The organism is Microbacterium sp. (genome assembly GCF_036566905.1).
GTDB lineage: Bacteria > Actinomycetota > Actinomycetes > Actinomycetales > Microbacteriaceae > Microbacterium.
Genome location: NZ_DATCVK010000210.1, coordinates 45,379 through 69,957, shown reverse-complemented (window position 1 = coordinate 69,957; position 24,579 = coordinate 45,379). Strand labels below are relative to the sequence as shown.

Genomic DNA, 24,579 nt, shown 5'->3' with positions numbered 1-24,579 from the left:
GTGCGATGCCGGCCGTTCTCCCCAGTCCCCAGTGGCTCTGACTCGAGCGGACCCCAAGTCCCATTGCTCGCGTCGTCGCCGGTCTCACCCTACCTTGTCCCCCATTTGGGGGACAAGGGCGTGCTTTCCACGCCCTCGGTGTCGATGCGCGCCCGATGCCTCAGAACCCCGGATCCCTTGAGATCCCTGACGGTCGGTCAGGGGCGGCTGTTCCGCCGACCCGCAGCGCGCCGCACGAAACCGAAGATCAGAGTGCCGACGAAGAGGATGACACCGATGATGCCCAACCAGAGCAGTCCCTCGAGAGCGAATCCCACGACCGCGAGGATCGCCCAGACCACGAGGAGGATCACGATCACCGTCAACATAACCTCACGCTACTCCCGGCTCGCGTGCGTTCATAGGTGAGCGGTCAACCCGCCCCGTCGAAGCGCTCACGGACGGAGGGCGGCGATCACTTCATCGATCTCGATCGAGAAGACGCGGATGCGGTCATCCCCGACGCCCACGGGAATCCACAGGATTCCGCGGTGAGCGATAGCGCCGCAGGAGTACACGACCCGCGGCACATATCCGTCCCGCAGCATGCTCGCCGGCTGCAGGAGTGGCTCGCGCAACCGTCCCACCACGCGAGACGGGTCATCGAGATCGAGCAGGATCGCACCGAGCGAGTAGGTGCGCAACGGCCCTACGCCGTGCGTGAGCACCAGCCATCCGCTCTCGGTCTCGATGGGCGCGCCGCAGTTTCCGAGCTGAACGAGCTCCCACAGCTCGGTAGGGCGATGGACGATGCCCACATCGTCCCAGATGACGCCGTCGACGGACTTCGCGAGCGATATATTCTCGCCGTCGGTGCGACTGAGGGCGAGGTGAAGACCCCCGACGAGCCGCGGAAAGAGCGCCATCCCCTTGTTGTGGGCGCCGCTGCCGGTCAGGCGGTGGATGGTGAACTCGCGGAGATCCGGCGATGTGATCAGGCGCGGCGCGATGTCGCGCCCGTCGTACGCAGTGTAGGTCGCGCGATAGCCGGTGACCGCGTCGGCACCGGTGAAGCGCACGAAGCGCGCATCTTCCATGCCGCGGTTCTCCTCGGCATCGACGGGCAGAAGCATCCGTCCACTGAGGGGTGTGGTGGGCAGGAACTCGGCCCGGTATGCGGACGCCGCCATATCGCGCATCGCCTGCGTCGGCCAGCGACTGTCGGGACGGGTCGAGAGCTGGTCCGGAAGCTCGAGGAGGGCGTACTCCAGCTCGGCCACGCTGAACCTGTCGGGGAGATTGCTGAGCACCGCGCTGGCCAGATCGGTGAGGTGGCCTTGATGCTCGAGCGCGCGGCCGAAGTGCTGTCGCGACCACTCGGCGCCCCGCACGATGGGAAGTGTCAGGGGCGTCGCGCGTTCCTCGAACGTCCAGCCATCATCGGCGTCGATCACGGCTTCGGCGAATCCGATGGATGAGACGTGCCCTTCTCCGATGCAGCGCAAGGCGATGGCCACTCGCAGTTCGTTCGGACCGAGTCCGTCCTGCGAGGGATGCTCGACGGCGCTGGGGTTGCAGAGAGCCGCCCCCTCGACGGCGTACTCCGCCGTGAAGGCAGCCCCCAGCACCGCTCCTTGAGCATCCGTGAGAGCCGCGGGGCCCACGATGCGGCTGGCGACAGCTCGAGCATTCGCAGCCAGCAGGTCTGCGACACCCGCGTGCCTGACGGAGAGCTCCCTGACGACGTCGGCGGCCATCCGCTCGGTCAGGGCGACCGGCCCCGCAATCACTCGGGCGATGATCTGTGCAACGCGCGAGTGCGGCGAGCGCAGTCCCTCGCCGGGGAGGAAGAACCGGGCGACGACACGGGTCCGATCGTTATCGAGGCCCGCAGGATGCTCGCGGATCGTCACGGCGACACGCGTTCCAGCACCCCGAGGCGGGCCGCCTGCTGGTACGTGCCGAGGGCTGCGAGTGTGGATTCCGCCCCTCGGTTCTCGTTGCGCCCGCCTGCTTCCAATCCGTCGAAACCCGCTCCCGACTCCAGATCGATCATGGGCATGACGGCGTCGTTGTCGCCCGCGAACCACGCCCACGCCGCCGCGACGCCGTCGCGCCACAGGGGGTCCGCGGTGAGGTCGAAAGCACGAGCGCACGCGTCCGCGATGGCCGCCACCTCGATGGGCTGCTGATCGAATTGAACCGACCTCTGCGCGGAGCCGCGGCCTCCGACGCCCGTCACGGACAGGTGCCCGTCACGTGTCTCGACATCCAGCAGGAACCGCAGCATCCCGAGTCCGCGAGCCACGACGCGAGGGTCGTCCATGGCGGCGCCCCCGGCGAGGAGGGCTTCGGGGAGCGCCGCGTTGGCGTAGCGCAGACGCGGCTCCGGCCAGGGCCAGCGGGGGTCGGACGGGACCGCGATGGAAGCGACCCCGTCCAGCAGCAAGGCGCGAGCGGAGAGATCGTCAGGGCAAGCGCTGAGCACGTCTACCGCCCCCAGCGTCGCGAACGCCATCGCCCTTCCGTGCGGTGATCGCGCCGACGCGGCGCGATGGAACGCGACCCGCGCGCGCGAGCGATCCGATGCGGTCGGGAGGTCGACGGATGCCGCGCCGAGGGCGCGCAGTGCGCGACCCCACCAATCGCCGAGCCCGGCATCGTCTGTCCACTCGCCTCCGGCATCCATGCGGTTGTGCACCCGCCCGTCGACATCGACAGCGGCCTCAATGAATCGGAGACATGTGCCCACCAGCCGATCGAGCGCCGGAGTGCGCTCGGACTCACGCAGCAGAACGACGAGAGCGCGAGCGACATCGTCGACGCAGTAGCCGTGGTCGCGGCGGGGCACATCAAGGAGCGCGTGCTCGAAGAGTCCGAGCCCGTCTGACATGGCCAGGAGGTGGGCGAAGTTCGGTGAGCCGGACGCGTCCCGGTCGCTGTCGTGACCGGTCATGCCGCGATCGCCACCATACGGTCGGCCAGCACGCGATACTGCTCCGCGACCGCGGGCCACGAAGCATCCTGCGTGTCGCGCAGCGCAGCGTCGTGCATCTGCTGGGCCGTCGCTTCCGCCCCGAGGATGGTGCGGATCGCCTCCGACATCGACTGCGGGTCCTGGTGCCGAGCGATCATTCCTGCTCCCCTGCTCAGCAGTTCGACGGCGTGCGGGAAGCCTGTCGCCACGACGGGGATCCCCGCGGCGACCGCCTCGATCAGCACCCCGGACGTCGCCTGGTCCCGAGAGTCGTAAGGCAGCAGGACGACGTCGGCGAGGGCGACCTCGTCGGCGAGCTGCGAGTCGTCGAGGTAACGGTCGTCGAGTGTGACGACGTCGGCCAGGTCGAGGTCGTCGATCAGCCGCTGCAGCGTTTCGCGGTAGCGCTCGCCCTCATGGGCGAGCACCTTGGGATGGGTCTGGCCGGCGATGACGTATTCCACGGGGGCACCGGCCTCCTGCAACTCGGCCAAGGCGCGGATGCCCCACTCGATCCCCTTGCCGGGCGAGAGGAGTCCCCACGTCAGGACCCGCTTCGACCCGCCGTCCTTCGTCGCGCGCACCGCACGTGACACCGGCACGCCGTGAGGGATGACTCGGACCTTCGACCGCTTGACGCTGTAGGTGCGCATCAGGATCTCGCTGGCGTTGTCGGTCATCACGACGACGTTCGCGGCCAGCTTGCACACCGTGTCGAGGACGACCCGCTGGTGAGCGGTCGGCGCGGAGAGCACCGTGTGCAGTACGACGATCGCCGGCGTCTTCAGTGATCGGAGCAACGGGATGATCTCGTCGCCGTCGAGGCCTCCATAGATCCCGTACTCGTGCTGAACGATCGCGACATCGCATTCGTCGAGCGCACGCACGGCGGCCCGCATGGTCACCCGGTTGCGCGCAACCAGCTCCACGGTGCTCGGGATCCGATTGAGGTCTTCGGCACCGTGACGGCTGTCCATCACGTCGAGCACGCGAACGACCGTGGGCATGTATGGCTCGCCCGCGGCCAGCGCACCGGCCAGCGCCTCCGTGAACGTGGCGAGACCGCAGCGGGTGGGCGGATACGTGGAGAGGAAACCGAAGCGGGTCATGACGACCATCTCTGTCGGCCCGGGATCGATCGACCCCGAGGACTCGAGACGTCTGCCGACGGCATCCCTCGTGGAACTACGCCAGCGTCGCCGCGGTCCGGTTTACGCGACCGGTGAACATGGCCGCGCTTTGGTTCGCACCCTACACCACCCTCATGTGCGACCTCGGGGCGAGGCGAGCACCAGGTCGTACACCTCGAGGTAGCCGTCCACCATGCGCTCGACGTCGAACCGCGCCCGAGCCCTGGCGCGGACGGCGCCCCGATCGAGTGCCGCCGCAGCGGCAACGCGCTCGACCGCCGCGGCGACATCGTCGACGACGAAGCCGGTGACGCCTTCGTCGACGATCTCGGGCATCGATCCGCGCCGGTAGGCCACGACGGGGGTGCCGCACGCCATGGCCTCCACGACCGACAGACCGAAGGGCTCGTCGAAGTGGATGGGATGCAGCAGCACCGCAGCCGATGTCAGCACGTCGGCCCGCTCGGCCGGGCCCACCGATCCGCGGTACACGACTCTGTCGCCGTCGATGTGGGGTTCGATGCGCTCCGCGAAGTACGCGGCGTCCTGCACGATCCCGCAGATCACGAGCCGACGTCCCGCGCGTGCAGCGATCTCGATCGCGTCGGCGATCCCCTTGTCGGGGTGGATGCGCCCGAAGACGACGAGGTCGTCGCCGGTCGACGCCGAGCTGTCGAGTTCGACCATGTCGATGCCGTGGTGGACCGTCGCCACGTAGTCGAGGGCCGGCGAGCGGTCGGCATCCGAGATCGAGACGAAGGCGGATACCGACCGCTCGTAGGCCGGCAGGATCGCCTCTCCTGAGAAACCGTGGATCGTCGTCACCATCGGCGCCGCCCACTGGGCGCCGAACACGAGCGGCAGCCAATCGAGCTGGTTGTGCACGATGTCGAATCCGGCGGACCGGTCCATCGCATGCGCAACGTGCAGCGCCTCCCACACTCGCCCATCCATCTGTGGATCCTCGGCGTAGCCGTGCGGTGCCACGAACTCGAGCGCTGCGGACGTCTCGGAGTCGGCGGTCGCGAACAGCGTGACGTCGACGCCCCTGCGCACCAGTCCCTCGGTCAAGAGGCTGGTGACGCGCTCCCACGGCCCGTAGTGGCGCGGCGGCGTGCGCCACGCGATCGGTCCGAGCATCGCGACCTTCACGGTCGCCACTCGGTGGCGCGTGCAGAATCCATGCCACCTTCCGCCTCGATCATGAGGCGAGGCTACGCCCGTGCTGACGGGTGAGGCGACGCACGGGCCGTCGATCCCCCGCGTGAGGATCAGTGTGGGCGCGATCCTCGAGCAGCATCCCGACCCCGCCGAGGTGACGTTGTCGGGCCGGTCACGCGGCACCGCGCGCGGGCAGGATCTCGGCGAGCAGCGCCTCCACTCGACCACGGATCTCGTCGCGGATCGGACGCACGGCCTCGATCCCCTGGCCGGCCGGGTCGTCTAGTTCCCAATCCTCGTAGCGCTTGCCGGGGAAGATCGGGCAGGCGTCGCCGCAGCCCATCGTGATCACGACATCGGACTCCCTGACCGCGTCGACCGTGAGCACCCGGGGCGTGTTGCCGGCGATGTCGATGCCCTCCTCAGCCATCGCCTCGACGGCGACCGGGTTGATGGCGTCCTTGGGCGCGGATCCTGCGGACAGCACCTCGACGTCGTCGCGGCCGAGGGCGCGGAGGTAGCCCGCGGCCATCTGGGAACGACCGGCGTTGTGCACGCAGACGAACAGGACGGTGGGCTTCTCGGTCACGGTGATCCCGCTTTCTCTCAGAAGAAGCATAGACCGATATCTATCTATCCGATGAGCTCTGGAGAGGAACTCTCGGTGACGAGTTCGGCGAGAAGCGCGCGTACGCGGCGGTCGATATCGTCTCTGATCACGCGGATCTGATCGGGCGACTTGCCGACGGGATCCTCCAGCTGCCAGTCGATGTAGCGTCGGCCCGGGTAGATCGGGCAGGCGTCGCCGCATCCCATCGTGACGACGACATCGGCGCCGCGCACCGCTTCGTCGGTGAGCGGCTTGGGGAACTCGTCTCCGAGCGGGACGCCGATCTCATCGAGGGTGCCGACAATGGCGGTGCGCACGTCCCCTGCCGGCTCGGATCCCGCAGTCCTGACCAGCACCCGATCACCGGCGAGCTGACGAAGGATGCCGGCCGCGATCTGCGATCTGCCCGCGTTCTGCACGCAGACGAACAGGACGGAGGGACTGACACCGGGCGTCCCCTGAGACCGCTTCAGAGCATCGAGTCGCGCGGCGGCGAACGCGGCCGTCCGACTCGCCAGCATCGGCGACTGCGACCGGCTGGCGAGCAGCTCGTAGCTCTCCACCACCTTGGCGCGAACGGTCTCGGGGCCGAAGACGCCGCGATACCTGAGGGTGAGATCGGTGGCGATGCGCTCCAGGTCGGGGTCCGGCGCCGGTCGCGCCCCCTCGCCGAGGAGGGCGTCGACACGGCCGGCGAAATCCGGCGCGATCGAGTACCAGACGCGACGCCCATCGGGCTCACGCACGACGATGCCTTCGTCGTGCAGCGACTTCATGTGGTGGCTGATGGTCGGCTGCCGCAGCTCCAGCGCCTCCGCGAGACGACTCACCAGGGCTCTCCCGTCCGCGGAATCGCGGATCAGCCGGAGGATGCGGGCGCGCGTCGGATCGCCCAGCGACGTGAGGCTGCCCGACCGATCCATAGACAGCAGTCTATCCAGCGGCGCGGGCGGAGAGGTCGCGTCAGTCGCTCTCCACCACCGCGCTCCGACGCTCGATCAGCAGCGTGTCGCGCCATGTACCGGCGTGCGGGCCGGCCCCGGAACGCGCGATGCGCTCGCGTCGGCCGACGACCCGGAAACCGGTGACCTCGTGAAGCCGCAGGCTGGCGCCGTTCTCGGGGAAGATGCTCGACTGGATCGTCCACACCCCCGACGCCTCGGCGGCCGAGATGAACGCTTCCAGCAGGATGCGGCCGACGCCCCGGCCGCGCGCGCCGCGATCGATGTAGACCGAGTGCTCCACCACACCGCGGTACGCCGGACGCGACGACACCGCCGAACCCGCGATCCAACCGAGGACGACGCCGTCCGCATCCACGGCCACGAACCGCAATCCGGGAAGCTTGCCCGCATCGAACGCCTCCCACGCCGGAGTGGCCGTCTCGAACGTCGCCTCGCCGTCGTCGATCCCCTGTGCGTAGATCCTCTCGACCGCCGGCCAATCCGACGGCACCATCTCGCGCACACCGAGCATCAACAGCATCCACCGCCGTTGCCGGCGTCGGTCGAGCAGACGCCCGTCGCCGGAAGGACCAGCTCGACGTTCGAGGCGGATGCCGTGTCGCCGGCGAGCCACGCGGTCACCGAGCGCACCTGCTCGTAGCCCGTCGCCAGCAGGAAGGTCGGCGCACGGCCGTAGGACTTCATACCGACGACGAAGAATCCCTGCTCGGGGTGCGTCAGCTCGCGGAAGCCGTGCGGCTCGACGGTGCCGCACGAGTGGACGTTCGGATCGATCAGCGGCGCCAGGCGTCGCGGCGCCTCGACGATCTCGTCGAGGTCGAGGCGGATCTCGCGCAGGATGTCGAGGTTCGGGCGGAATCCCGTGGCGCTGACCACCACCTCGGTGGCGTGGGCGACGACCTCGCCATGACGGTGACCCACCAGCTCGACGCCGGCCGCGGCGCGGCGGCCCCGGATGATCTCGAAGCGGTCGAGCACCGTGATCCGACCGTCGGCGACAGCCTGGTCGACTCTGCTGCCCAGTCGGGCGCGGTCGGCGAGCTCGTCATCGGCGGAAGAGGACACGCGGACTGCTTGGGCGTTGCGGATCAGCCACGTGATGGTCGTGCCCGGTTCCTGTCGGGCGAGTTCGGCGAGCGCGAGAAGGGTGTTCGCGGCGGAGTGGCCTGCCCCGACGACCGTCGTGTGGCGGCCGGCGAAGGTTGCGCGGTCGCGACCGAGGACGTCGGGCAGCGCCGGCGTCACCGCATCCGCGATCTCGGCCATGCCGAGCAGCTCCAGCCCACTCGACGACAGCGGGTTGGGCGAGAGATAGGTGCCGGAAGCGTCGATGACGGCGCGGGCCGGAACGTCTTCGACCTGGCCGTCGGCGGTGCGGATGCGCACGGCGAACGGAGTGGCGGCACGCGATCGGGTGCGCGTGCGATCCATGCCTTCACGCGTGACGCCGATCACTTCGACGCCGAGGCGCACGCGCGAGGCGATCTCATCGACCTCCGCCAGGGGCGCCACGTACCTCTCCACCAGCTCCGCGCCGCTCGGGGCGCGCTCGGGATCGGGGAGTTCCCATCCGCGCTCCTCCAGCAGGCGGCGGGATGCCGGGTCGACGAGGTGCTTCCACGGCGAGAACAGGCGCGTATGGCCCCACGAACGCACACTGGCCGCGACCTCCGCTCCCGCGTCGAAGACGATGAAGTCGATGCCGCGTTCGACGAGGTGCGCGGCGGCAGCCAGCCCGATCGGGCCGGCCCCGATGATGGCGACAGGGAGCGTCGCAAGCCGATCGGCTTCGGCCGCGCGAGGCGTCAGATCAAGCAGAGTCACAGCATCCTCCAACGGATATCGATGAACGTCGATACTGATTGTGGGCCCATCTATCGACGTCTGTCAATATCGACTACTCTCGATATATGACCACGATGCTCGAGGTGACCGACGTCACCGCCGCAGCCTGCTGCACGCCTCTGGTGCGCGAACCACTGACCGCTGCGGAAGCCGAGCAACTGGCTACGACGATGAAAGCACTCGCCGACCCCGCACGGCTGCGCCTACTGTCGATCGTGGCCGCCGCCGAAGACTCGGAGGCCTGCGTCTGCGACCTGATCGAGCCGGTCGGCCTCAGCCAGCCGACGGTCTCGCACCACCTCAAGATCCTCACCACCGCAGGCTTCCTGACACGCAGCAAGCGCGGCACCTGGGCCTACTTCAAGCTCGTGCCCGGCGCCCTCGACCGTATCTCGCAGCTCCTCGTCGCGTCGTGAGCCGCATCGCGCGCGCGAGTGCCAGTGAGTTCCTCGGCAGCGCGGGGCTCGCCGCCGTCGTCGTCGGGTCGGGCATCGCCGCACAGCGGCTGTCGCCCGGCGACGTCGGGCTGCAGCTCTTCGAGAACGCCTTCGCCACCGCCCTCGGCCTCGCGGTGCTGATCCTGGTGTTCGCCTCCGTCTCGGGCGCCCATTTCAACCCCGTCGTGACGGTCGTCGACATCCTCCTCCATCGCCGCAGCTGGTCGACGGCGGCGATCTATCTGCCCAGTCAGGTACTCGGATGCATCGCCGGAGCCGTTCTCGCGAACCTGATGTTCGCGGAGCCCGCCATCCGCTGGAGCACCACGGACCGCTCCGGATGGCACCTCCTCCTCGCCGAAGCGGTCGCGACGGCGGGACTGATCCTGGTGATCTTCGCGCTCGTCCGCACCGACCGCAGCCGGCTGGCGGCACCGGCTGTCGGCGCCTACATCGGTGCGGCCTACTTCTTCACGTCATCGACGAGCTTCGCGAACCCCGCCATCACCATCGGTCGCATGTTCACCGACACGTTCGCAGGCATCGCACCGACGTCAGCCCTGCCCTTCATCGCCGCACAGCTCGTCGGCGCGGCCGTGGGATGGGGCTTCATCCGTGCGCTCTTCCCGGTGGCGGTTCCCGAGCCGGTCGTGGCTGCCTGATCGCGTGAGCTGACCGGGTGCGCTCGCGATCCGCCGGTAACGCCTCAGATCAGCGGTGAGCCGCCTCGACGAAACGCACACGGGCGCGGCCGATATCGGCCCGCCACCCACGGCCATCGAGGTCATCGGCGCGCACGCCCAGGAAGAGCCCCGTGAAGCGCAGCCGCGGGCCGTGATCGTCCGACAGCGTCCAGGCCGGGAAGATCCCCGGCACCTCATGCCACTCTCCTGTCTGCTCGGCCCAGGCGAAGGTGAGTCTCGGGCCGGCGAGCGCGACGCGCAGACGGAGCGGCCCGCCGGGGACGACGGTCGGAGCCGAACGAATGCTCACGCCGTCCCGCTGCACCACGCGGAGGTGGCGTCCGTTCTCGGGGTCGTGCGTGATCTGCAGCCAGATCCATCCGGCGCGGTCGTACCAGGCGATGACCCCCGCCGCCTCGCGTGGGCTGCGCGGGTCGGCGTCGATCAGGACCTCCATCTCGGCCTCGTGCTCCTCCACGCGTGTGAGGATCATCGATTGGTCGAAGACGGACGCCGGCGAATGACCGCCGCGCAATGCCAGCCATCCGGGCCGCCTCGAGAGATCGGCGACCGCCGGCGGCAGGGGTGCGCGCAGCGTCGACCAGCGGACGGAGTCGAGCACGGGTCCGTCGAAGTCGTCCACCCACTCCCGGCGGGCGGGGGCAGAGCCGTTCCCGGCCTCGGCGCCCTCCCCCCCGACCGCCACCTGGGCGCGATGCCCGCCGCCGACCAGTCGGAGCCAGCCCGCGTCGTCGAACTCGACGCGCTGCAGGCACGTCTCCCGGCCCAGCGTGCTGTACCGCTCGCCGAGATGGAGGGTGGGCCGGCTGGCGAGATGCACGAGGACCCAGTCCCCCGCCGGGGTCTGGACGAGCTCGCCGTGCCCGGCCTTCTGCAGCGGATGCCCTGGGGCGTCACGGGTGGTGAGCACCGCCTCGCGCGGGTCACGTTCATAGGGACCGCGCAAGGCGCGCGACCGGGCGAGCGTGATGCCGTGGTTCCAGCCGGTGCCCCCGGCCGCGATCAGGAGGTAGTACCAGTCGCCGATGCGGTACAGGTTCGGCCCTTCGACCAGCCCCTCCTCGCGGTAGAGCACGGTCGTCTCGCCCGCCGTCCGCTCCTCGTCGGGCAGGTACTGCTCGAGCACGAGACCAGAGAACGACGGATGCTCGGGCCTGTGGTCCCACTGCACTCCGACGATCCAGTGCGTTCCATCGGGGTCGTGGAAGAACGAGAAATCGAAGCCACGGGAGCCGAGGTGCACCGGCTCGCTCCATGGCCCCATCACCGAGCTCGCCGTGACGAGGTAGTTGTCGATGTCCTTGTCGTCGCCGTCCATCGTGCGCACGACGGAGTACGCCAGCCAGAACAGGCCGTCCGCATATGACAGGCTGGGCGCCCACACGCCTCCCGAGTCCGGGATGCCGCGCAGGTCGAATCCGTCCTCGAGCGCGTGGCCGATGGTCGACCAGTGCGCGAGGTCGGTCGAGTGATGCAGGCGAACGGCCGGGTGGTACTCGAACGTGCTCGTGGCGATGTAGTAGTCCGATCCGACTCGCAGGATCGACGGATCCGGGTTGAAGCCGCGGAGGATGGGATTTCGGAGATCGGGCACAGATGCTGTCTCCGGCAGGCTGGCCGCGCTCACGGCTGCATGGGGTGGTCGAAGGGCCGGCCGGCCGCGAACCGCTCGACCTCGGACAGAGCCGCCTCGCCCAGCCGGCGCAGCTCGCTCCCCATCGACCCGGCGAGGTGAGGTGTGAGGAAGACGTTGGGCAGGGTGTACAGCGGATGCCCCGGCTCGAGGACGTCGGGATCGGTGACGTCGAGGATCGCGCGCAGCCGACCGCGCTGCAGCTGCCCGACGAGTGCCACCTGATCGATGAGAGCGCCGCGCGCGGTGTTGATCACCGTCGCCCCGTCCGGAAGCGCCGCGAGCACGTCGGCCGAGATCATCCCGATCGTCGCCGGCGTCTCGGGAGCATGGATCGACAGGATGTCGCTCCGCGCGGCCAGCTCACGCAGATCGGTGACGAGCTCGGCGCCGATACGGTCGGCGGTCTCGACGCTCGCGTAGGGATCGAAGAGCAGAACGTCGACATCCGCCTCGGCGAGCCTGTCGATGACCAGCGAGCCGATCGTGGAGGCGCCGATGATGCCGATGGTCGATCGGTAGAGCCCGGTGCGGGGAAACTCGGCCTCCCGATCGATGAACCGCTGCTCGGCGCAGTACCTGCGCGACGCCCAGAAGGCGTCCTTCGCGGCGAGCGTGATCATCGCGACGCTGAACTCGGCGACCGGGATCGCGTTGGCGGCTCGCGCCGACGACACCAGGATGCCGCGTGCGGTCGCCTCCGCATCGAGGAAGCCGACGCCGCCGCCCCAGTGCACGATCGCGCGCAGCGACGGGAATCCGTCGAGGCCTTCGGGGCCGATCGAGGTCACACCCCAGCCCGTGATGAGCAGTTCGACCTCCGATCGCGCCGGGACATCGGCGATCGAGGTCACCGCCTGCGTCGTGTCGATCTCGAGGATCTCCTCGAGCCGTGACCTCTCGGCGTCCCCGAATACGAAGGGGACGAGCGCGGGACTCATCAGCAGTGCGGCTCTCATGCGTTCAGCTCCTCGATGCTCCAGGCCTCGCGCCACTGCAGGCGCGGATGCCCGTCGTCGAACCGCAACGGCAGCCAGACCGCCGGCGATTCGGCCAGGTTGTCGGGTGTCCAGCGGTCTCCTATGTAGACGAAGCCGTCGCCGACGGGCGCGACGACGCTCACCTGCGATTCGAACGTGTGCGCGCCGAGCGGAGCGATCGGCTGCCAATCCGCCCAGGGGCCCGCGAGCGAGTCGGCGCTGGTGCACATGTTGTCGTTCATGCTCCATCCGGTGAGATCCGAACCGAAGAGGTGGTACCGCCCCCGATAGCGGACGACCGTGGGCGACTCGTAGCCGATCTCGGGCTTCGCCTGCTGCCGAACGGTCGTCACGATCGAGTCGACGCCGAGGTGGTCGTCACGCAGGCGATAGATGTGGAGCCCGTTCTCGCGGTCCTCTGACAGCAGGTATCCGACGCCGTCCTGCTGGAACACGCCGATGTCGCGACTGAGGTTGCCGAGCGGGCGCTCACTGCGCACGTACGTATATGGCCCTTCGGGTCGATCCGACACCGCGTAGCCGACGCGCGCGAAGGAGTAGTCGCCGCTGTCGACGTGCAGGAACATGACCCACCTGCCGTCGGGTCTCTGCAGCACCTTCGGGCGCTCGACGATCCGGTCCGGCGCGATGTCACCCTCGGCCGCGGTCAGAGCGTCACCTTCGAACCGCCAGCGGGCGAGGTCGATCGACGAGTAGCAGGCGACCGCGGTGAACCGGTCGCCCGCCGTCTTGTCCTCGCCCCACGCGTACCAGCGGTCGCCGATGCGCTGAAGCCCGATGCCGTGCAGCTGCGCCGTCCTGCCGCGGTCGTCGATGAAGACCCGGCCGGGCACGATGGAGCCGCGCTCAGCCACGACGTACCTTGAGCACGCGGGCTCCCAGGCCTGCCGGTGTGGCCACGGACAATCCCGCCGGCGTGGTCGCGAGGCGCCACGCGGAGCCCTCGGCCGGCGCAGCGGGGAACACCACGTCGACCTCGCCCGCGACATCGGGCAGTGTGAACGCCGCCGGCGCGGCATCCCGATCCCAGACGAACAGCAAATCGTCCGAGCCGGTGTGCAGCCCGAGACACACGGTCGGCGCGTCCCAGGCGGGAAGCCCCAGCGGCCAGAACGGCGTCGCGCCAGTGAGCTCGTCACGAAGCGTCTTGTGCAGCGCCACGGCCTCGGCGACCCGCTCGCGCTGGGCGGGACGCAGTTCTTCGAGGAACCCCGACAGATAGAGCCGACCGCTCAGGCCTGTCACGAGCGTGAACGCCGTCTCGTCGTCGTTCATCTCGGACGATGGGTACGCCCAGTTGCCGCACTGCTCGGGAAGGATGGATGCCGGCGCCGCCGCCGCGATCGGCGGGTACAGGCGGAAGTCCTGCTGATCGCTCGTGGACTGCAGGTGCGTGACCGCGAGCAGTGCGTAGTCGGCGCGCATGGCGCCCGAGCTGCAGTTCTCGATCCGCAGCGACGGATGCCGCTGCTGCACGCGCACGAGCCAGTCCTGGAAGGCCCGGGTGTGAGCGAGCATCCCATCGCCTGCCGCGGTCGCGTTGCGCTCGGTGCCGGCGCCCGGGTTGATGTTGTAGTCGAGTTTCAGATAGCGGATGCCGTATTCCTCGACCAGGTGATCCACGGTCGCGTCGACGTGGCCGCGGGCGGCAGGATGCCGGAAGTCGAGGTGGTAGCGGCGATCCTCCTGCACCCGCCGGCCGAACCGCTGGAAGAAGGCCTCGTCGGGAAGCCGGGCGGCTGCCGGGCTGTCGACGCCGACGACCTCGGGCTCGAGCCAGAGTCCGGACGACATCCCCTGTCGGTGGATCTCGTCGATGACACGGCGCAGGCCTCCCTCGCCGAAGCGGGTGGTCGCTTCACGCCACTCCCCGACGGTGGACCACCAGTCGCCGATCGCGGGATCGGCGAACCATCCCGCGTCGATGCAGAACACCTCGGCGCCTGCCGCGGCGGCGCCACGGATCAGCGGCCGCAACTTCTCGGTCGTCGGCTGGCCCATGAGCGTGTTCATGAAGTCGTTGTAGACGACCGGAAGCGCCTCGCCTGCGGCATCACGGCGAAGCCAGCGGCGGTAGCGCGTCAGTTCGGCGATCACGCCGTCGCGGGCGTCGGCTGAGGCGGCGATGGCGACGGGCACGGCGGTGAAGCTCTCCCCGGGAAGCAGTTCGTGGGCGAACTGGTGCTCCAGGTCGGTCGGACCCAGGAGCGACAGCACGCCGCCGTTGCGGGTCTGCGACAGATCGGCGTGCCAGCCTGCGCTGGTCTCGATCTGCCAGGCCAGCGCCTCGCCGTCGCCGCGCACGAGATACCCGCACGGCAGGTGCTCGCCGCTCGACCATGCCCCGTGGCTCGTGACGCCGGCGTGACCGCGCCCGTCCTGGCGATGGAACGGCAGCGAGATGTCGGGAAGCAGCTCCCGCACGGGGGTCTCGCGCCATCGGTCTTCGGCGAGCCATTCGCTCGCCGCGCTCCCCCAGATGACCCGGTCGAGGTCGGAGCGGGATCGGCCGATGCCGATCGTGGCCGAGGAGACCGCCGTCAGCACGACCGGTTCGCGTCCCGCGTTGCGCACCACGCTCTCGATCCGCAGTGCCGTCGTCCCTCGCGGAGCAGTGACGGTCGAGCGCACTTCGAGCCCGCTCACTGCATCGGTCTGCACGATGACGGCTCGCGCGGCATCCCCGTCGGAGGCGATGTGCGAGCCCTGCACCCGCAACCGCTCACCGACCGCCGATCGCCAGTAGGCCTGGCTCGTGCGGCCGCGCTGCTCTGTCGACGTGAGCACCTCGATGAGTCCGACCCCCGCGCGGCCCGCGTGGGTCGACGAGGTCATCACCACCGACAGGGGGGCGTCGACCGACCAATGGAGTTCGAACGCGCCGACCCGGGCACGGTACGTGGTGAGAGCTGCGTCCTCGTGGTCTTCCTCCGGAGGGGCATCGAGGTCGATGGGCTGCGGGGCGGTGTCGGTCACGGAATCTTTCTCGTCTCGTCGTTCAGCGGAAGCCGCAGGGCGTCGTTGCAGATGTGGATGCCGACCCCCAGCAGGGCGGGGAGGAACATCGCCAGCACTGAGCCGACGAGCGGGAGCGTCATCGCGCCGATGCCGAGCCCGACCAGCAGCAGCCAGCTCAGTGCCACGTGGGGCCGACGTGCGATCGCCTTGACGGCGGCCGTGGTGACATCGATCGGCTTGTGTTCGGACCGCGTTGCGGCGACCGCGCAGACACCGATCACCAGGACCAGGACGACGACGGCGGCGCCGACTGCGAACAGCAGCATGGCGTCGGAGGCTCCGAAAAGAGTGACGTCGTATGCGAGCAGCAGCGCCAGGACGCCGACGGCGAGCGCGGCCCACGCCAGGGCGCGGCACGCCTGGGCGAACGATGTCCAGAAGACGCGCCCGGCGCGCGCCTCCTCTCGCTCGGCGAGCAGCCGCCGCGAGCTCCTCAGCAGCGCGTACACCGCCGGAACGACCGGGAGCAGCGAAAGGGCACCGAGCCACAGCGCCACGTGCGTCGGCTGCCAGCCGACCAGCGCCAGGAAGGCGAACGCCGGGACGAGGCATCCCCAGAACGAGACGGACACCAGGAAGTACTGGAAGACCGTCAGCACCGTCGTGGCCAGCGGACCCTCGAGCGCGGCGAGCCCGCGAAGGCGGCCGAGGGCGCTGACGGGCTTCGACGGGGTCTGGGCGGTCATCCCTTCACCGCCCCGACGGACATGCCCTTGATGAAGTAGCGCTGGAAGGCCGCAAAGATCGCCACCGACGGGATGATCGCGAGGATCGCTCCGGTGTAGATGAGCTGCCACTGGGACGTGAGCAGGCCCACCATGCGGTTGATCGCGACGTTGATCGTGCCGGCCGACGATGAGTCGAGGAAGACCAGCGGGATGAAGAAGTCGTTCCAGAGCCCGAGCGCCTGGATGATGACGAACGCCGAGGTCACTGGCAGCAGCATCGGGAACACGATCGACCAGAAGGTCCGCAGACGCCCGGCGCCGTCCATGTTCGCCGCTTCCTCCACTTCGATCGGGATGCCCTTGATGAAGCTGCAGTACAGCAGGATGCCGAAGCTCGCCGCTCCTCCGAGATGCACCAGGACGACGCTGGTCAGGGTGCTGTAGAGCCCGACGTCGTCGAATCCCTTGACGAGCGGGATCATCCGCACCTGGAACGGGATCATGAGGCCGGCGATGAACAGGATGTACATGAGGCGCGAGGTGCGGCCCCCGACACGTTCGATGCCGTACGCGGCCATGGGCACGATCGCGATGAGCAGCACGACGGTCGCGACGGTGATGATGAGGGTGTTGACCAGCGCCTCGCCGTAATCGGTCTGCTGGAACAGCTGGATGTAGTTGTCCAGCGTGAACTGCGTGGGAAGCCCCATCGGGTCCATCGTGATCTCGGCATACGAACGGAACGAGTTCAGCAGCGCATAGATCACCGGACTCGCGACGATCAGCACCAGCACTGCGAGCACGACCATCACGACGATCTGGCCGACGGTCAGCTTCTTGCGCTTCGGCCGGCGACGCGCGGGGCTCTGCTTCGGGGTGACGAGCAGCTCGGTCTCGGTGCTCATGCCTGGATCTCCCTCTTGCGCATGTAGGCGTTGGCCGCGACGGTGCTGACGATGACCACCAGGAACAGCACGATGGCGGCGGCGCTGCCGAATCCCGCCCGGTACTCGCCGAACCCGACCTTGTAGATGAAGAACGCCATGGTCTCGCTCACGAACCCCGGGCCGCCGGAGGTGAGCACCATGACCTGATCGAAGATGGTCCACCCGGCGATCATGGCCAGCGTCATATTGACCGTCACCGCACCCGCCAGCATCGGCCATGTCACGTGGCGGAACACCTGGCGGCTGTTGGCGCCGTCGATGCGGGCGGCTTCGATGAGGTCCTGCGGCACCGACTGCAGGTTGGCGAGGTAGATGAGCGTCGTGTTGCCGCCGAGGGTGAAGCACGTGATGAAGAGGATGACCCCCACCACGATCGTGCTGTCGCCCAGCCAGTCGCGCGCCCAGTCCGGCAGGCCGATGTCGCGCAGGAACATGTTGACCGCGCCGAAGTTGTAGTTGAGCAGGTACTTCCAGATCGTCGCGAGGATGAAGGCGCTCACGAGCGAGGGAAGGTAGACGGCCGTGCGGAACAGGCCCTGCCACCGCCCGACCTTGTCGAGCATGAGTGCGACGCCGAGCGAGATCGCATTGATGATCACGGCCGAGCCGAGCCCCAGGATGAGGGTGTTCTTGACCGCGTTCCAGAACCGGCCGCTCGCCAGGATCTCTTCGTAGTTGCGCGTTCCGACGTAGGCGTAGTCGGGGCTGATGCCGTCCCAGTCGGTGAAGCTGAGCTGGAGCGACTGCAGCGAGGGGATGATCACCATCAGCAGGTAGATGACGAGCGCGGGTGCGATGAAGCCGAGCATGGCCCAGCGCACCGAGCGGAAGCGCCGCGTGCGCCGTTTCTCGGTGTCGGGACCGCGTGGAACGAAGGGGACGTCGTCGGCGGCGCCCGCGGGCGCTCCGTCGAGCGGGCCCTCTCCGGTGAGGCGGACTGCCGTGCCGACCACCTGGGTCTGCCCTTGCAGTGCACTCTGATCAGTCATGGAGGCCTCCTCGGCTCCCGGATCGCGGTGCCCGGGCGTCGCCCGGGCACCGCGTCACGTGTGGGTCAGCCTGCGGCGACCGTCTTGTCGAACTCGGCCTGGACCTTGGCGATGGTGTCGTCGATCGAGGACTGGCCGTCCTGCATCTCGATGCGCGCCTGACGGAAGAACGTGTTGAACGCGCTGAAGGTCGACAGCGCCGAGACGTTCTCGTACCAGACGAGGTTCGGGTTCTCGAGCAGGGCGAAGTAGTCCGCCGCACCCGGGATCGACGTGTTCCGCTCGACCTCGTCGGCGGCCACGATGTTGGGCGCGAGCCAGCCGTTCTCCTCCATGAGGTTCGCCGTGTCGACCTGATAGAAGAACTCGAGGAACTCCGTCGCCGACGCGTACTCGTCGTCGTCCTCGGCCGCCTGCGCCGAGATCGCGAGCCCGCCGGCGGTGTCGCCGTTCACGGCGTTCTTCAGCACGTTGAGGGAGCCGTCCTCGGCCGGGATGATGAACAGCCCGGCGTTGAAGTCGGCATCGACCTTGTTGATGTCGTTCAGCCGCCCGATGCCGGCGGACGACGTGGCCATCACCGCCATGTCGTTCACGAGCAGTGTGGTCGTCTGCGCGTCGGCGGTCGACTGCCAGCCGTCGAGCACGTACTCGTTCGTGATGTCGAGGAGCTCCTGGAGCGGCTCGCGAAGGTCTTCGATCGTCGCGTCGCCGTTCTGGGCCGCCGTCCAGAACCCGCCCTGGTCGCCCCACTCGGCGAAGTAGGGCGCGGCGAGCTGCTTCCAGAGCTGGTCGCTCGGCCACACCTCGGCCGCCGCGGTGGCCAGCGGAGCCTCTCCGTTCGCGGCGATGTCGGCCATCAGATCCAGGAAGTCGTCGTACGTCTCGGGGACTTCGAGGTCGTTCTCCTCGAAGTAGTCCTTGTTGTAGACGATGTTGAGGCCGATCTCGCCGTTCAGGGCGCTGTACGGCACGGTGTAGACGTTTCCGTCGGACGCGGTCCCGACCGCCTCGGGCTCGATGAGCTCCGTCACGGATTCGGGAATCGGAGCGAGCTTTCCGGCATCCACGTAGGTGAGCGTGTCGCGCATGTCGACGACCGCGGGCCAGTTGCCGGTGGCGTCCATCGTCTTGAGCGCTGTGGCGTAGTCGCTGCCGGCCGGAAGCGGGTCGAGCTGCACCGTCGTCGTGTCGCTCTGCTCGTTGAAGGCCTCGACGACGGTGTCGACCACCGCGTTCCAGGTCTCATCGCCGGTGGCGTAGAGGAAGCGGATCGTCGTCTTCTCCGTCGCTGCGTCGCCGCCGTCGTCGCCCGAGCTGCTGCAGCCCGCGAGTGCCAGAGCGGCCACGGCGATGCCGGCTGCGCCGGCGATCCATGGCGAGCGGCGGCCCGTGCGGGCACGCACTCCCGCCCGCGTCGTTGCGTTGTGCATGTGATCTCCCTTGATTCGTGCTGGAACGTTTCCGTCTCGGAGAGAGTACCGCAAAGTGGACAACGTTTGCCACCCTGAATCGAAAGCGCTTTCCACCGCGGCCGCGGGCGCGGGCGCACTCCGGAGGGCCGGATCGCGGGATGCGGTCAGGCCGTGATAAGCGGTGCCCCGTGCAGGATAGGCGTCGCCGTGAGGGCGATCTCCTCCACCCCGGCCGGATGCTCGTCCAGCACCAGACCGAGTGCTGCGCCGCCGAACTCTTCCAGCGGCACCTCGACCGTGCTGAACTCAGGGAGGACGTCGCCCAGCATGGGCACATGGTCGAAGCCGGTCACTTCGATGTCGGCGAGGAGATCCGGCGCCAGCTCGCGGAGCCGCGCGATGACCCCGACGGCCATCGCATCGCTCATCGCGGCGATGACGTCCAGATCGCCGATGCGGTCGCCCAGCAGATCCGCGGCGCGGTAGCCGCCGTCGCGTGAGAACTCGGTGTGAACGATGTCCCGCTCGTCGATCACGATGCCCTGCGCCGCGAGGCCCTCGACGAAACCGCCGACCCGCTCGAGGGCGGTGATCTCGCCGTCCGGCCCCGACACGATCGCGAAACGACGCTGACCGGCTCGGGCGAGTCCCTCGGCGAGCAGGCTCGCCGCGCGACGGTTGTCCACGGTGACGGTGGGAAAGCCCAGGTCGTTGTCGCCGATGACGACGATCCTCGCGCCATGGTCGCGCAGCACCATCAGCTGCTCCTTGACCGAGGCCTCCCGCGCGGAGTCGGTCGTCCGGCTGGTCGCCATCACCACGGCGAGATGACGCTCGCCGCGGAGCTGCGTGAGGATCTCGAGTTCGCGTGCGGGCTCATCGCGGGTGGTGCGCACGGCGACGGAGATGCCTCGCTCCTCGGCAGCGTGCATCACGCCGGAGATCATCGTGGCCGATCCGAAGTCGTCGATGTCGCCGACGATGAAGGCCACTGTCCGCGAGCGGCCGCCCTTCATGGTCTGGGCGGCGGGGCTGACGGAGTAGCCCAGCGTGCGTGCCGCTTCCTCCACACGGCTCCGAAGCTCCGCCGAGCCGCTCTGCCGGCCTCGAACGCCACCGTTGAGCGCGCGCGAGGCTGCCGGGACCGACACTCCCGCCAGCCGAGCGACGTCGGCGAGCGTGGCGGGTTTATCGGATTTCGACATGCTTCTCCCCGATCCGGTTGATGAGGTAACGCTATCCAGATTTTTGGACACCGGCCTCGACCGACGATCGGAGAGCCGTCAGGTGAGCTGTCCGCGCCGCACATCGCAGCCGGAGCACAGGCACACGCGCGTCCGGCCCCGGTGCATCCCGCACCGGGGCCGGACGTCGTCGAGACGCGTATCAGGCGGCTCGCTCGAGCCCGTCGATCGCGGCGGCGAGCGCCGCGGCGGCGGCATCGATCACGGCCTGGTCGGTCTCAGCGGCATCCACCAAGGTCTGCGCGACTGCTCGCGCCTCGGCGTACCCGGCCCAGGAGCCGGGCGTCCATTCGGCTCGCGTCAGGTCCTTCGTCTCGTCGAGGGACAGGACGAGCGCGCTTCGATCCGCCGTGCTCGAGATCAGTTCCACCTCTGCCAGATTCGTGTTCCCCGACGTCGCGAATACCCGGACGGCGGTGGTCGACACGGGAGCACTGAGGTCGATCCGGTTCCAGCCGTCCGTCGCGCCGGTGACGGTCGCGAACGTCGTCCACGTCACGCCGCCGTCGGATGACCCCTGGAACTGAATCCCCTGAGCCCGTGACGTGAACGTGGCGCGAGGTGCGAAGCGCACGCCCTCGACAGTGAGCTCACGCCCATCGGTGGGCACCACGCTCACCCAGCCCGACGCTCCGGTCGTGTCGGTGAAGGTGGCGAGATCGCCGTCGAACATCGCCCAGCCGTTGGCGGCGGCGTCTCGCTTGCCGTCCCACGAGCGCGTGCTCGCCGTCACCCAGCTGGTCACGACGTCGACCGTGTCGAAAGGCGGTTCGCCGAGCAGATCCCACGCTTCGTGCAGCCGCGCGACGAGCGCGACCGTGTCAGCGTCCGGCTCCCCGGCCGCCGTGGTCACGGCGTCGAGTTCCCGCTCGAAGAGCACGACAGAGGCGCGTGAGTATCCCGACAGATCGGTGGCTCTCGCCTCGGCGAGCTGGTCCTCGATGGTCACCTCCGTGCGCACGCCGTCGATGCGGAAGTCCGCCTGGGTCCAGATACCCGGGTACGCGGGGTCGGTCGGCGCTCCGGGTTCGTCGATCTGCAGCCGGAGGTAGCGGTAGCGCTCGGCCTGCACCTCGTCGCGCACGTCGATGTACTCGACGCCGGCGTCGCTGCCCTCGTTCGGATGCTCCGTGAGAAGCGTCCACGAGACGGCGTCGTTCGAGCCGTACACGTTGGTTCCCTCCGAGCGATTGGCGAAGGTGTCGCGTGCCAGCAGACCGAAGCGATCGGCCTGCACACGGTACCCCGCCCCGAAGTCGAGCTCGACGGAGTTGTCGCGGCGATCCCCCCAGGTGGTCTGGTTCGACCCGTCCACGAGCGCGAGCAGCGTCGTCTGCGATAGCTCGGGCGAGGTCACCGTCAGCGAGTAGTCCAGCGTTCCGTCGTCGAGTCGGGGATTGAGCAGATCCAGCTGCGCCACCGCGAGCCGGAGGTCCTCGAGGAGCGCCGCGAACGTGGGAGCGTCGGCGGCGAGACCCGCGCGTGCGGCCGACAGGGCTGCCGCGACAACTGCCCAGCTCACCGTCGTGTACTGCGCGGAATCTTCCAGACCGTCCAGCGTCTCGGCGATGGCCCCGTCGCGGTCCGCCGCGACGGTCACCGCGACGGACAGGGTGGTCGTCGCCACTCCGTCAGCGGCGACGACGAGGAGCTGCTCCTCGCCCGCGGAGGCCGGGGTCCAGGTGAACACGCCGTCGGCGCTGATGCCCGCTGCGCGCGGCGCGCCCTGCAGCGACAGCGCACGGTCGGAATCGGCATCCGTCACCGTGATCGGCCGCGCGATCGGCTCACCGGCGACCGCGACGAACGTGAGGTGTCGTCCGTCGGCGAAGACCGGCGGCGTGATGGTGCGGGCGGCGTCGGCGACGACGCCCCCGACATCGACCGGCGACTTCGAGTCGAGCGCGCGCAGGAAGACGATGTGCTGCCCGACGGCCTTGCCCGCCGCGACCGCCTGCCCGACATCCGCCCAGACCGTCGTCCACTCTCCCTTCGTGTCGGGCAGGGCGATCGCCGCGAACGGCTCGGAGGTCGCTGTCGCGGAGGCCTGCAGCGTCGCCTGCTCCTGGGTGCGCACGCGGATGCCGACGAGCGATGTCGCGCCCGTGCTCCACACCATCCGGCGGATGGCGACGACCGCGTCCCCGCGGTTCGGGTTGAGGCGTGCGATCTCCGCGCCGTCGTCGTCGGTCAGGAGTTTGGTGCCCCGTCCCACGCCGAAGCCGTACTTCACAGGGGAGACTTCCGCCGATGAGGCCGTCTGCGGCACCTCCACGTCCTGAGCCGCCAGCTCCGACGGGAAGGCGAGCCACGACTCGGAGTCCGTGAAGTCGGAGCCACGAGGGTTCCAGAAGTTCTCGATCGCGGACCCGTAGTAGTACAGCGGACCGTCGGACTGCTCGTGCAGCAGCGCGAGGTGGGGTGCCTCCGCTTCGACGTCGACGCCCTCGATGTAGGTGTACTGGTAGTACAGGTCGCTCATGAGGTCGCGGAGGCGCCCCCGATAGGCCTGCGACAGCGTGCTGGCGCCCCCCGACGTGTCGACGAAGGGCGGCTCGCCGCCCATCATGAACTCGGCGAAGGCGTCGGCGCCCTTGAGAAGCCGATCGTCGAGGAAGCCGTACGGCGAGACGGCGTCCTCGGCCGTGGAGATGGTGCCCGCGACCGGGTCGAGGCGCGTGCCCTGGTTGTTGACGATGCGCGCGGCCGCGCTCAGCGTCGTGATGTCGCCCTCAGCATGCGCCTGATCCCGCGCCATCTCGAGGAGCTCGACGAAATCCTCACCGTAGGGGTTGATCGGGTCATCGGCGCTGATCGACCGGATGAGCGAGGCCAGTCCCCCGTTCACGTCTCCGCCGTTGATCGTGTGCTCGCTCTCGTAGGTCGAGTTCACCGAGAACCACTCGACGCGCTCCGCGTAGAGTTGCGCGTCGTCGAGGAAGATCGCGGCGGCGATCATGCCGAGCACGCCGTAGGTGTGCTGGTTCCACAGGCGATTCTGCGAGAACAGGAACGTCTCGAGAGTGGGGCGGACGAGGTTGTCCTCGGCTCGCTGCTGATCACGCTCGGTCCAGCGCAGGTCGTATCCGTCGAGCGTGTCGTTCGCCGGCTCGGTGGCGCGGACGATCTCCGCCGCGGTCACGAAGTAGTACAGCGGAACGCCGGTGTGAATGTGGGCATCCGCGAAGTAGGCGTACGCGGCGGGGTCGAGACTGCTCCAGGTGCGCAGCACGTGCAGCGCGTTCGCGCGGTACACCTCCTCGCCGGTCGCCGCGTACATCACCGCCTGGGTGAGCGCGCCGAGGCTGTCGTCATGCGCGCGGGAGCGCATCGCGACCTCGTTGTAGGAGTCGTCCTTCGGCTGCTCGTCCGTGGCGCCCTGGTTCTGGGCGACGTAGGTCCGGGAGGCGTACTTGGTCTGGGCCATCGCCGCGTAGTAGCTCGTCCAGGGCTCAGCACCCGCCGCGAGCTGCTCCTGGACGTTGCGCAGCTGAACGGCCGTGACGCCGATGCCCGGATGCCGGAAGCCCTCGGGGCTGACCGATTCGACGATCTGAGGAACCGTCGGCGCTTCTGCGGCAGCTGCGCTCGTCGGTACGGCGGCGAGCGCGGAAAGGCCGATCGCCGTGGCGACGACAACGCCGATCCCCCTCCGTCCGCGGTTCGTGGTGGTGTGCTTCGTTGTACGCAGCATCGCGTCGTGCCCTTTCCTCGAGGCCTCCGCTCGCATCTTCGCTCGCGTGAGTCCACTCCGATGTCGAATGGATAGCGTTTGCCATGAGCAGATTGCCACGTCTGCTCGACGTCGGCAAGCCTTTTCCCGAGTTTCCGTGGTCGATCGGGCTTCGAGACCGGC

21 protein-coding genes are annotated in these 24,579 nt (G+C 68.9%); 2 read left to right on the top strand and 19 right to left on the bottom strand.

Annotation, left to right across the window (positions count from 1 at the left end; genetic code table 11):
• Nucleotides 1–197 precede the first annotated feature (197 nt).
• From VIP82_RS18105 to VIP82_RS18065, 9 genes are all read right to left on the bottom strand, one after another.
• Nucleotides 198–368, bottom strand: coding sequence for a hypothetical protein (locus tag VIP82_RS18105; protein ID WP_301112894.1), 171 nt, complete (start codon nucleotides 366–368; stop codon nucleotides 198–200).
• A 66-nt stretch (nucleotides 369–434) separates the two neighbouring features.
• Entirely contained in the window at nucleotides 435–1,892 is a 1,458-nt protein-coding gene (locus tag VIP82_RS18100) for a glycoside hydrolase family 130 protein (protein WP_331911162.1), read from the bottom strand.
• On the bottom strand, nucleotides 1,889–2,935 hold the full coding sequence (locus VIP82_RS18095) for a glycosyltransferase (protein ID WP_331911160.1): 1,047 nt from the start codon (nucleotides 2,933–2,935) through the stop codon (nucleotides 1,889–1,891). Before VIP82_RS18095 ends, VIP82_RS18100 begins: the two co-directional genes overlap by 4 nt.
• Nucleotides 2,932–4,065, bottom strand: coding sequence for a glycosyltransferase (locus VIP82_RS18090; protein WP_331911158.1), 1,134 nt, complete (start codon nucleotides 4,063–4,065; stop codon nucleotides 2,932–2,934). The genes VIP82_RS18095 and VIP82_RS18090 overlap by 4 nt, the downstream gene beginning before the upstream one ends.
• Nucleotides 4,066–4,218: 153 nt before the next feature.
• Entirely contained in the window at nucleotides 4,219–5,247 is a 1,029-nt protein-coding gene (locus VIP82_RS18085; protein ID WP_331911156.1) for a glycosyltransferase family 4 protein, read from the bottom strand.
• 172 nt (nucleotides 5,248–5,419) lie between these two features.
• Entirely contained in the window at nucleotides 5,420–5,866 is a 447-nt protein-coding gene (locus VIP82_RS18080; protein ID WP_331911154.1) for an arsenate reductase ArsC, read from the bottom strand.
• A 14-nt stretch (nucleotides 5,867–5,880) separates the two neighbouring features.
• Nucleotides 5,881–6,780, bottom strand: a complete 900-nt coding sequence (locus VIP82_RS18075) for a metalloregulator ArsR/SmtB family transcription factor (protein WP_331911152.1) — start codon at nucleotides 6,778–6,780, stop codon at nucleotides 5,881–5,883.
• Nucleotides 6,781–6,820: 40 nt separating this feature from the next.
• On the bottom strand, nucleotides 6,821–7,333 hold the full coding sequence (locus VIP82_RS18070; protein WP_331911150.1) for a GNAT family N-acetyltransferase: 513 nt from the start codon (nucleotides 7,331–7,333) through the stop codon (nucleotides 6,821–6,823).
• Complete coding sequence (locus VIP82_RS18065) at nucleotides 7,333–8,646, bottom strand: FAD-dependent oxidoreductase (protein WP_331911148.1); 1,314 nt, start codon at nucleotides 8,644–8,646, stop codon at nucleotides 7,333–7,335. The genes VIP82_RS18070 and VIP82_RS18065 overlap by 1 nt, the downstream gene beginning before the upstream one ends.
• Before the next feature lie 86 nt (nucleotides 8,647–8,732).
• On the opposite strand from VIP82_RS18065, the gene VIP82_RS18060 reads away from it, so the two are divergent.
• Nucleotides 8,733–9,083: a metalloregulator ArsR/SmtB family transcription factor gene (locus VIP82_RS18060; RefSeq protein ID WP_331911146.1), complete on the top strand. Its 351-nt coding sequence runs from the start codon at nucleotides 8,733–8,735 to the stop codon at nucleotides 9,081–9,083.
• Complete coding sequence (locus VIP82_RS18055; RefSeq protein WP_331911144.1) at nucleotides 9,080–9,766, top strand: aquaporin; 687 nt, start codon at nucleotides 9,080–9,082, stop codon at nucleotides 9,764–9,766. The genes VIP82_RS18060 and VIP82_RS18055 overlap by 4 nt, the downstream gene beginning before the upstream one ends.
• A gap of 49 nt (nucleotides 9,767–9,815) precedes the next feature.
• On the opposite strand, the gene VIP82_RS18050 is transcribed toward VIP82_RS18055, so the two are convergent.
• From VIP82_RS18050 to VIP82_RS18005, 10 genes are all read right to left on the bottom strand, one after another.
• Nucleotides 9,816–11,402: a glycoside hydrolase family 43 protein gene (locus VIP82_RS18050; protein ID WP_331911142.1), complete on the bottom strand. Its 1,587-nt coding sequence runs from the start codon at nucleotides 11,400–11,402 to the stop codon at nucleotides 9,816–9,818.
• A 29-nt stretch (nucleotides 11,403–11,431) separates the two neighbouring features.
• Complete coding sequence (locus tag VIP82_RS18045) at nucleotides 11,432–12,400, bottom strand: hydroxyacid dehydrogenase (RefSeq protein WP_331911140.1); 969 nt, start codon at nucleotides 12,398–12,400, stop codon at nucleotides 11,432–11,434.
• Complete coding sequence (locus tag VIP82_RS18040) at nucleotides 12,397–13,296, bottom strand: family 43 glycosylhydrolase (RefSeq protein ID WP_331911138.1); 900 nt, start codon at nucleotides 13,294–13,296, stop codon at nucleotides 12,397–12,399. Before VIP82_RS18040 ends, VIP82_RS18045 begins: the two co-directional genes overlap by 4 nt.
• On the bottom strand, nucleotides 13,289–15,418 hold the full coding sequence (locus VIP82_RS18035; RefSeq protein WP_331911136.1) for an alpha-galactosidase: 2,130 nt from the start codon (nucleotides 15,416–15,418) through the stop codon (nucleotides 13,289–13,291). Before VIP82_RS18035 ends, VIP82_RS18040 begins: the two co-directional genes overlap by 8 nt.
• The gene (locus VIP82_RS18030; RefSeq protein WP_331911134.1) at nucleotides 15,415–16,146 is read right to left on the bottom strand and encodes a hypothetical protein; all 732 of its coding nucleotides are present in this window, start codon (nucleotides 16,144–16,146) and stop codon (nucleotides 15,415–15,417) included. Before VIP82_RS18030 ends, VIP82_RS18035 begins: the two co-directional genes overlap by 4 nt.
• Nucleotides 16,143–17,033: a carbohydrate ABC transporter permease gene (locus tag VIP82_RS18025; protein ID WP_331911132.1), complete on the bottom strand. Its 891-nt coding sequence runs from the start codon at nucleotides 17,031–17,033 to the stop codon at nucleotides 16,143–16,145. The genes VIP82_RS18030 and VIP82_RS18025 overlap by 4 nt, the downstream gene beginning before the upstream one ends.
• Nucleotides 17,030–18,064 carry a carbohydrate ABC transporter permease gene (locus tag VIP82_RS18020; RefSeq protein WP_331911130.1) on the bottom strand — a complete coding sequence of 345 codons (1,035 nt, stop codon included), beginning with the start codon at nucleotides 18,062–18,064 and terminating at the stop codon, nucleotides 17,030–17,032. Before VIP82_RS18020 ends, VIP82_RS18025 begins: the two co-directional genes overlap by 4 nt.
• Nucleotides 18,065–18,129: 65 nt before the next feature.
• Nucleotides 18,130–19,497: an ABC transporter substrate-binding protein gene (locus tag VIP82_RS18015; RefSeq protein WP_331911128.1), complete on the bottom strand. Its 1,368-nt coding sequence runs from the start codon at nucleotides 19,495–19,497 to the stop codon at nucleotides 18,130–18,132.
• A 146-nt stretch (nucleotides 19,498–19,643) separates the two neighbouring features.
• Complete coding sequence (locus VIP82_RS18010; RefSeq protein ID WP_331911126.1) at nucleotides 19,644–20,684, bottom strand: LacI family DNA-binding transcriptional regulator; 1,041 nt, start codon at nucleotides 20,682–20,684, stop codon at nucleotides 19,644–19,646.
• A gap of 181 nt (nucleotides 20,685–20,865) precedes the next feature.
• Nucleotides 20,866–24,417 (bottom strand): discoidin domain-containing protein, encoded by a 3,552-nt coding sequence (locus VIP82_RS18005; RefSeq protein ID WP_331911124.1) that lies wholly within the window; start codon nucleotides 24,415–24,417, stop codon nucleotides 20,866–20,868.
• Nucleotides 24,418–24,579: the final 162 nt, after the last annotated feature.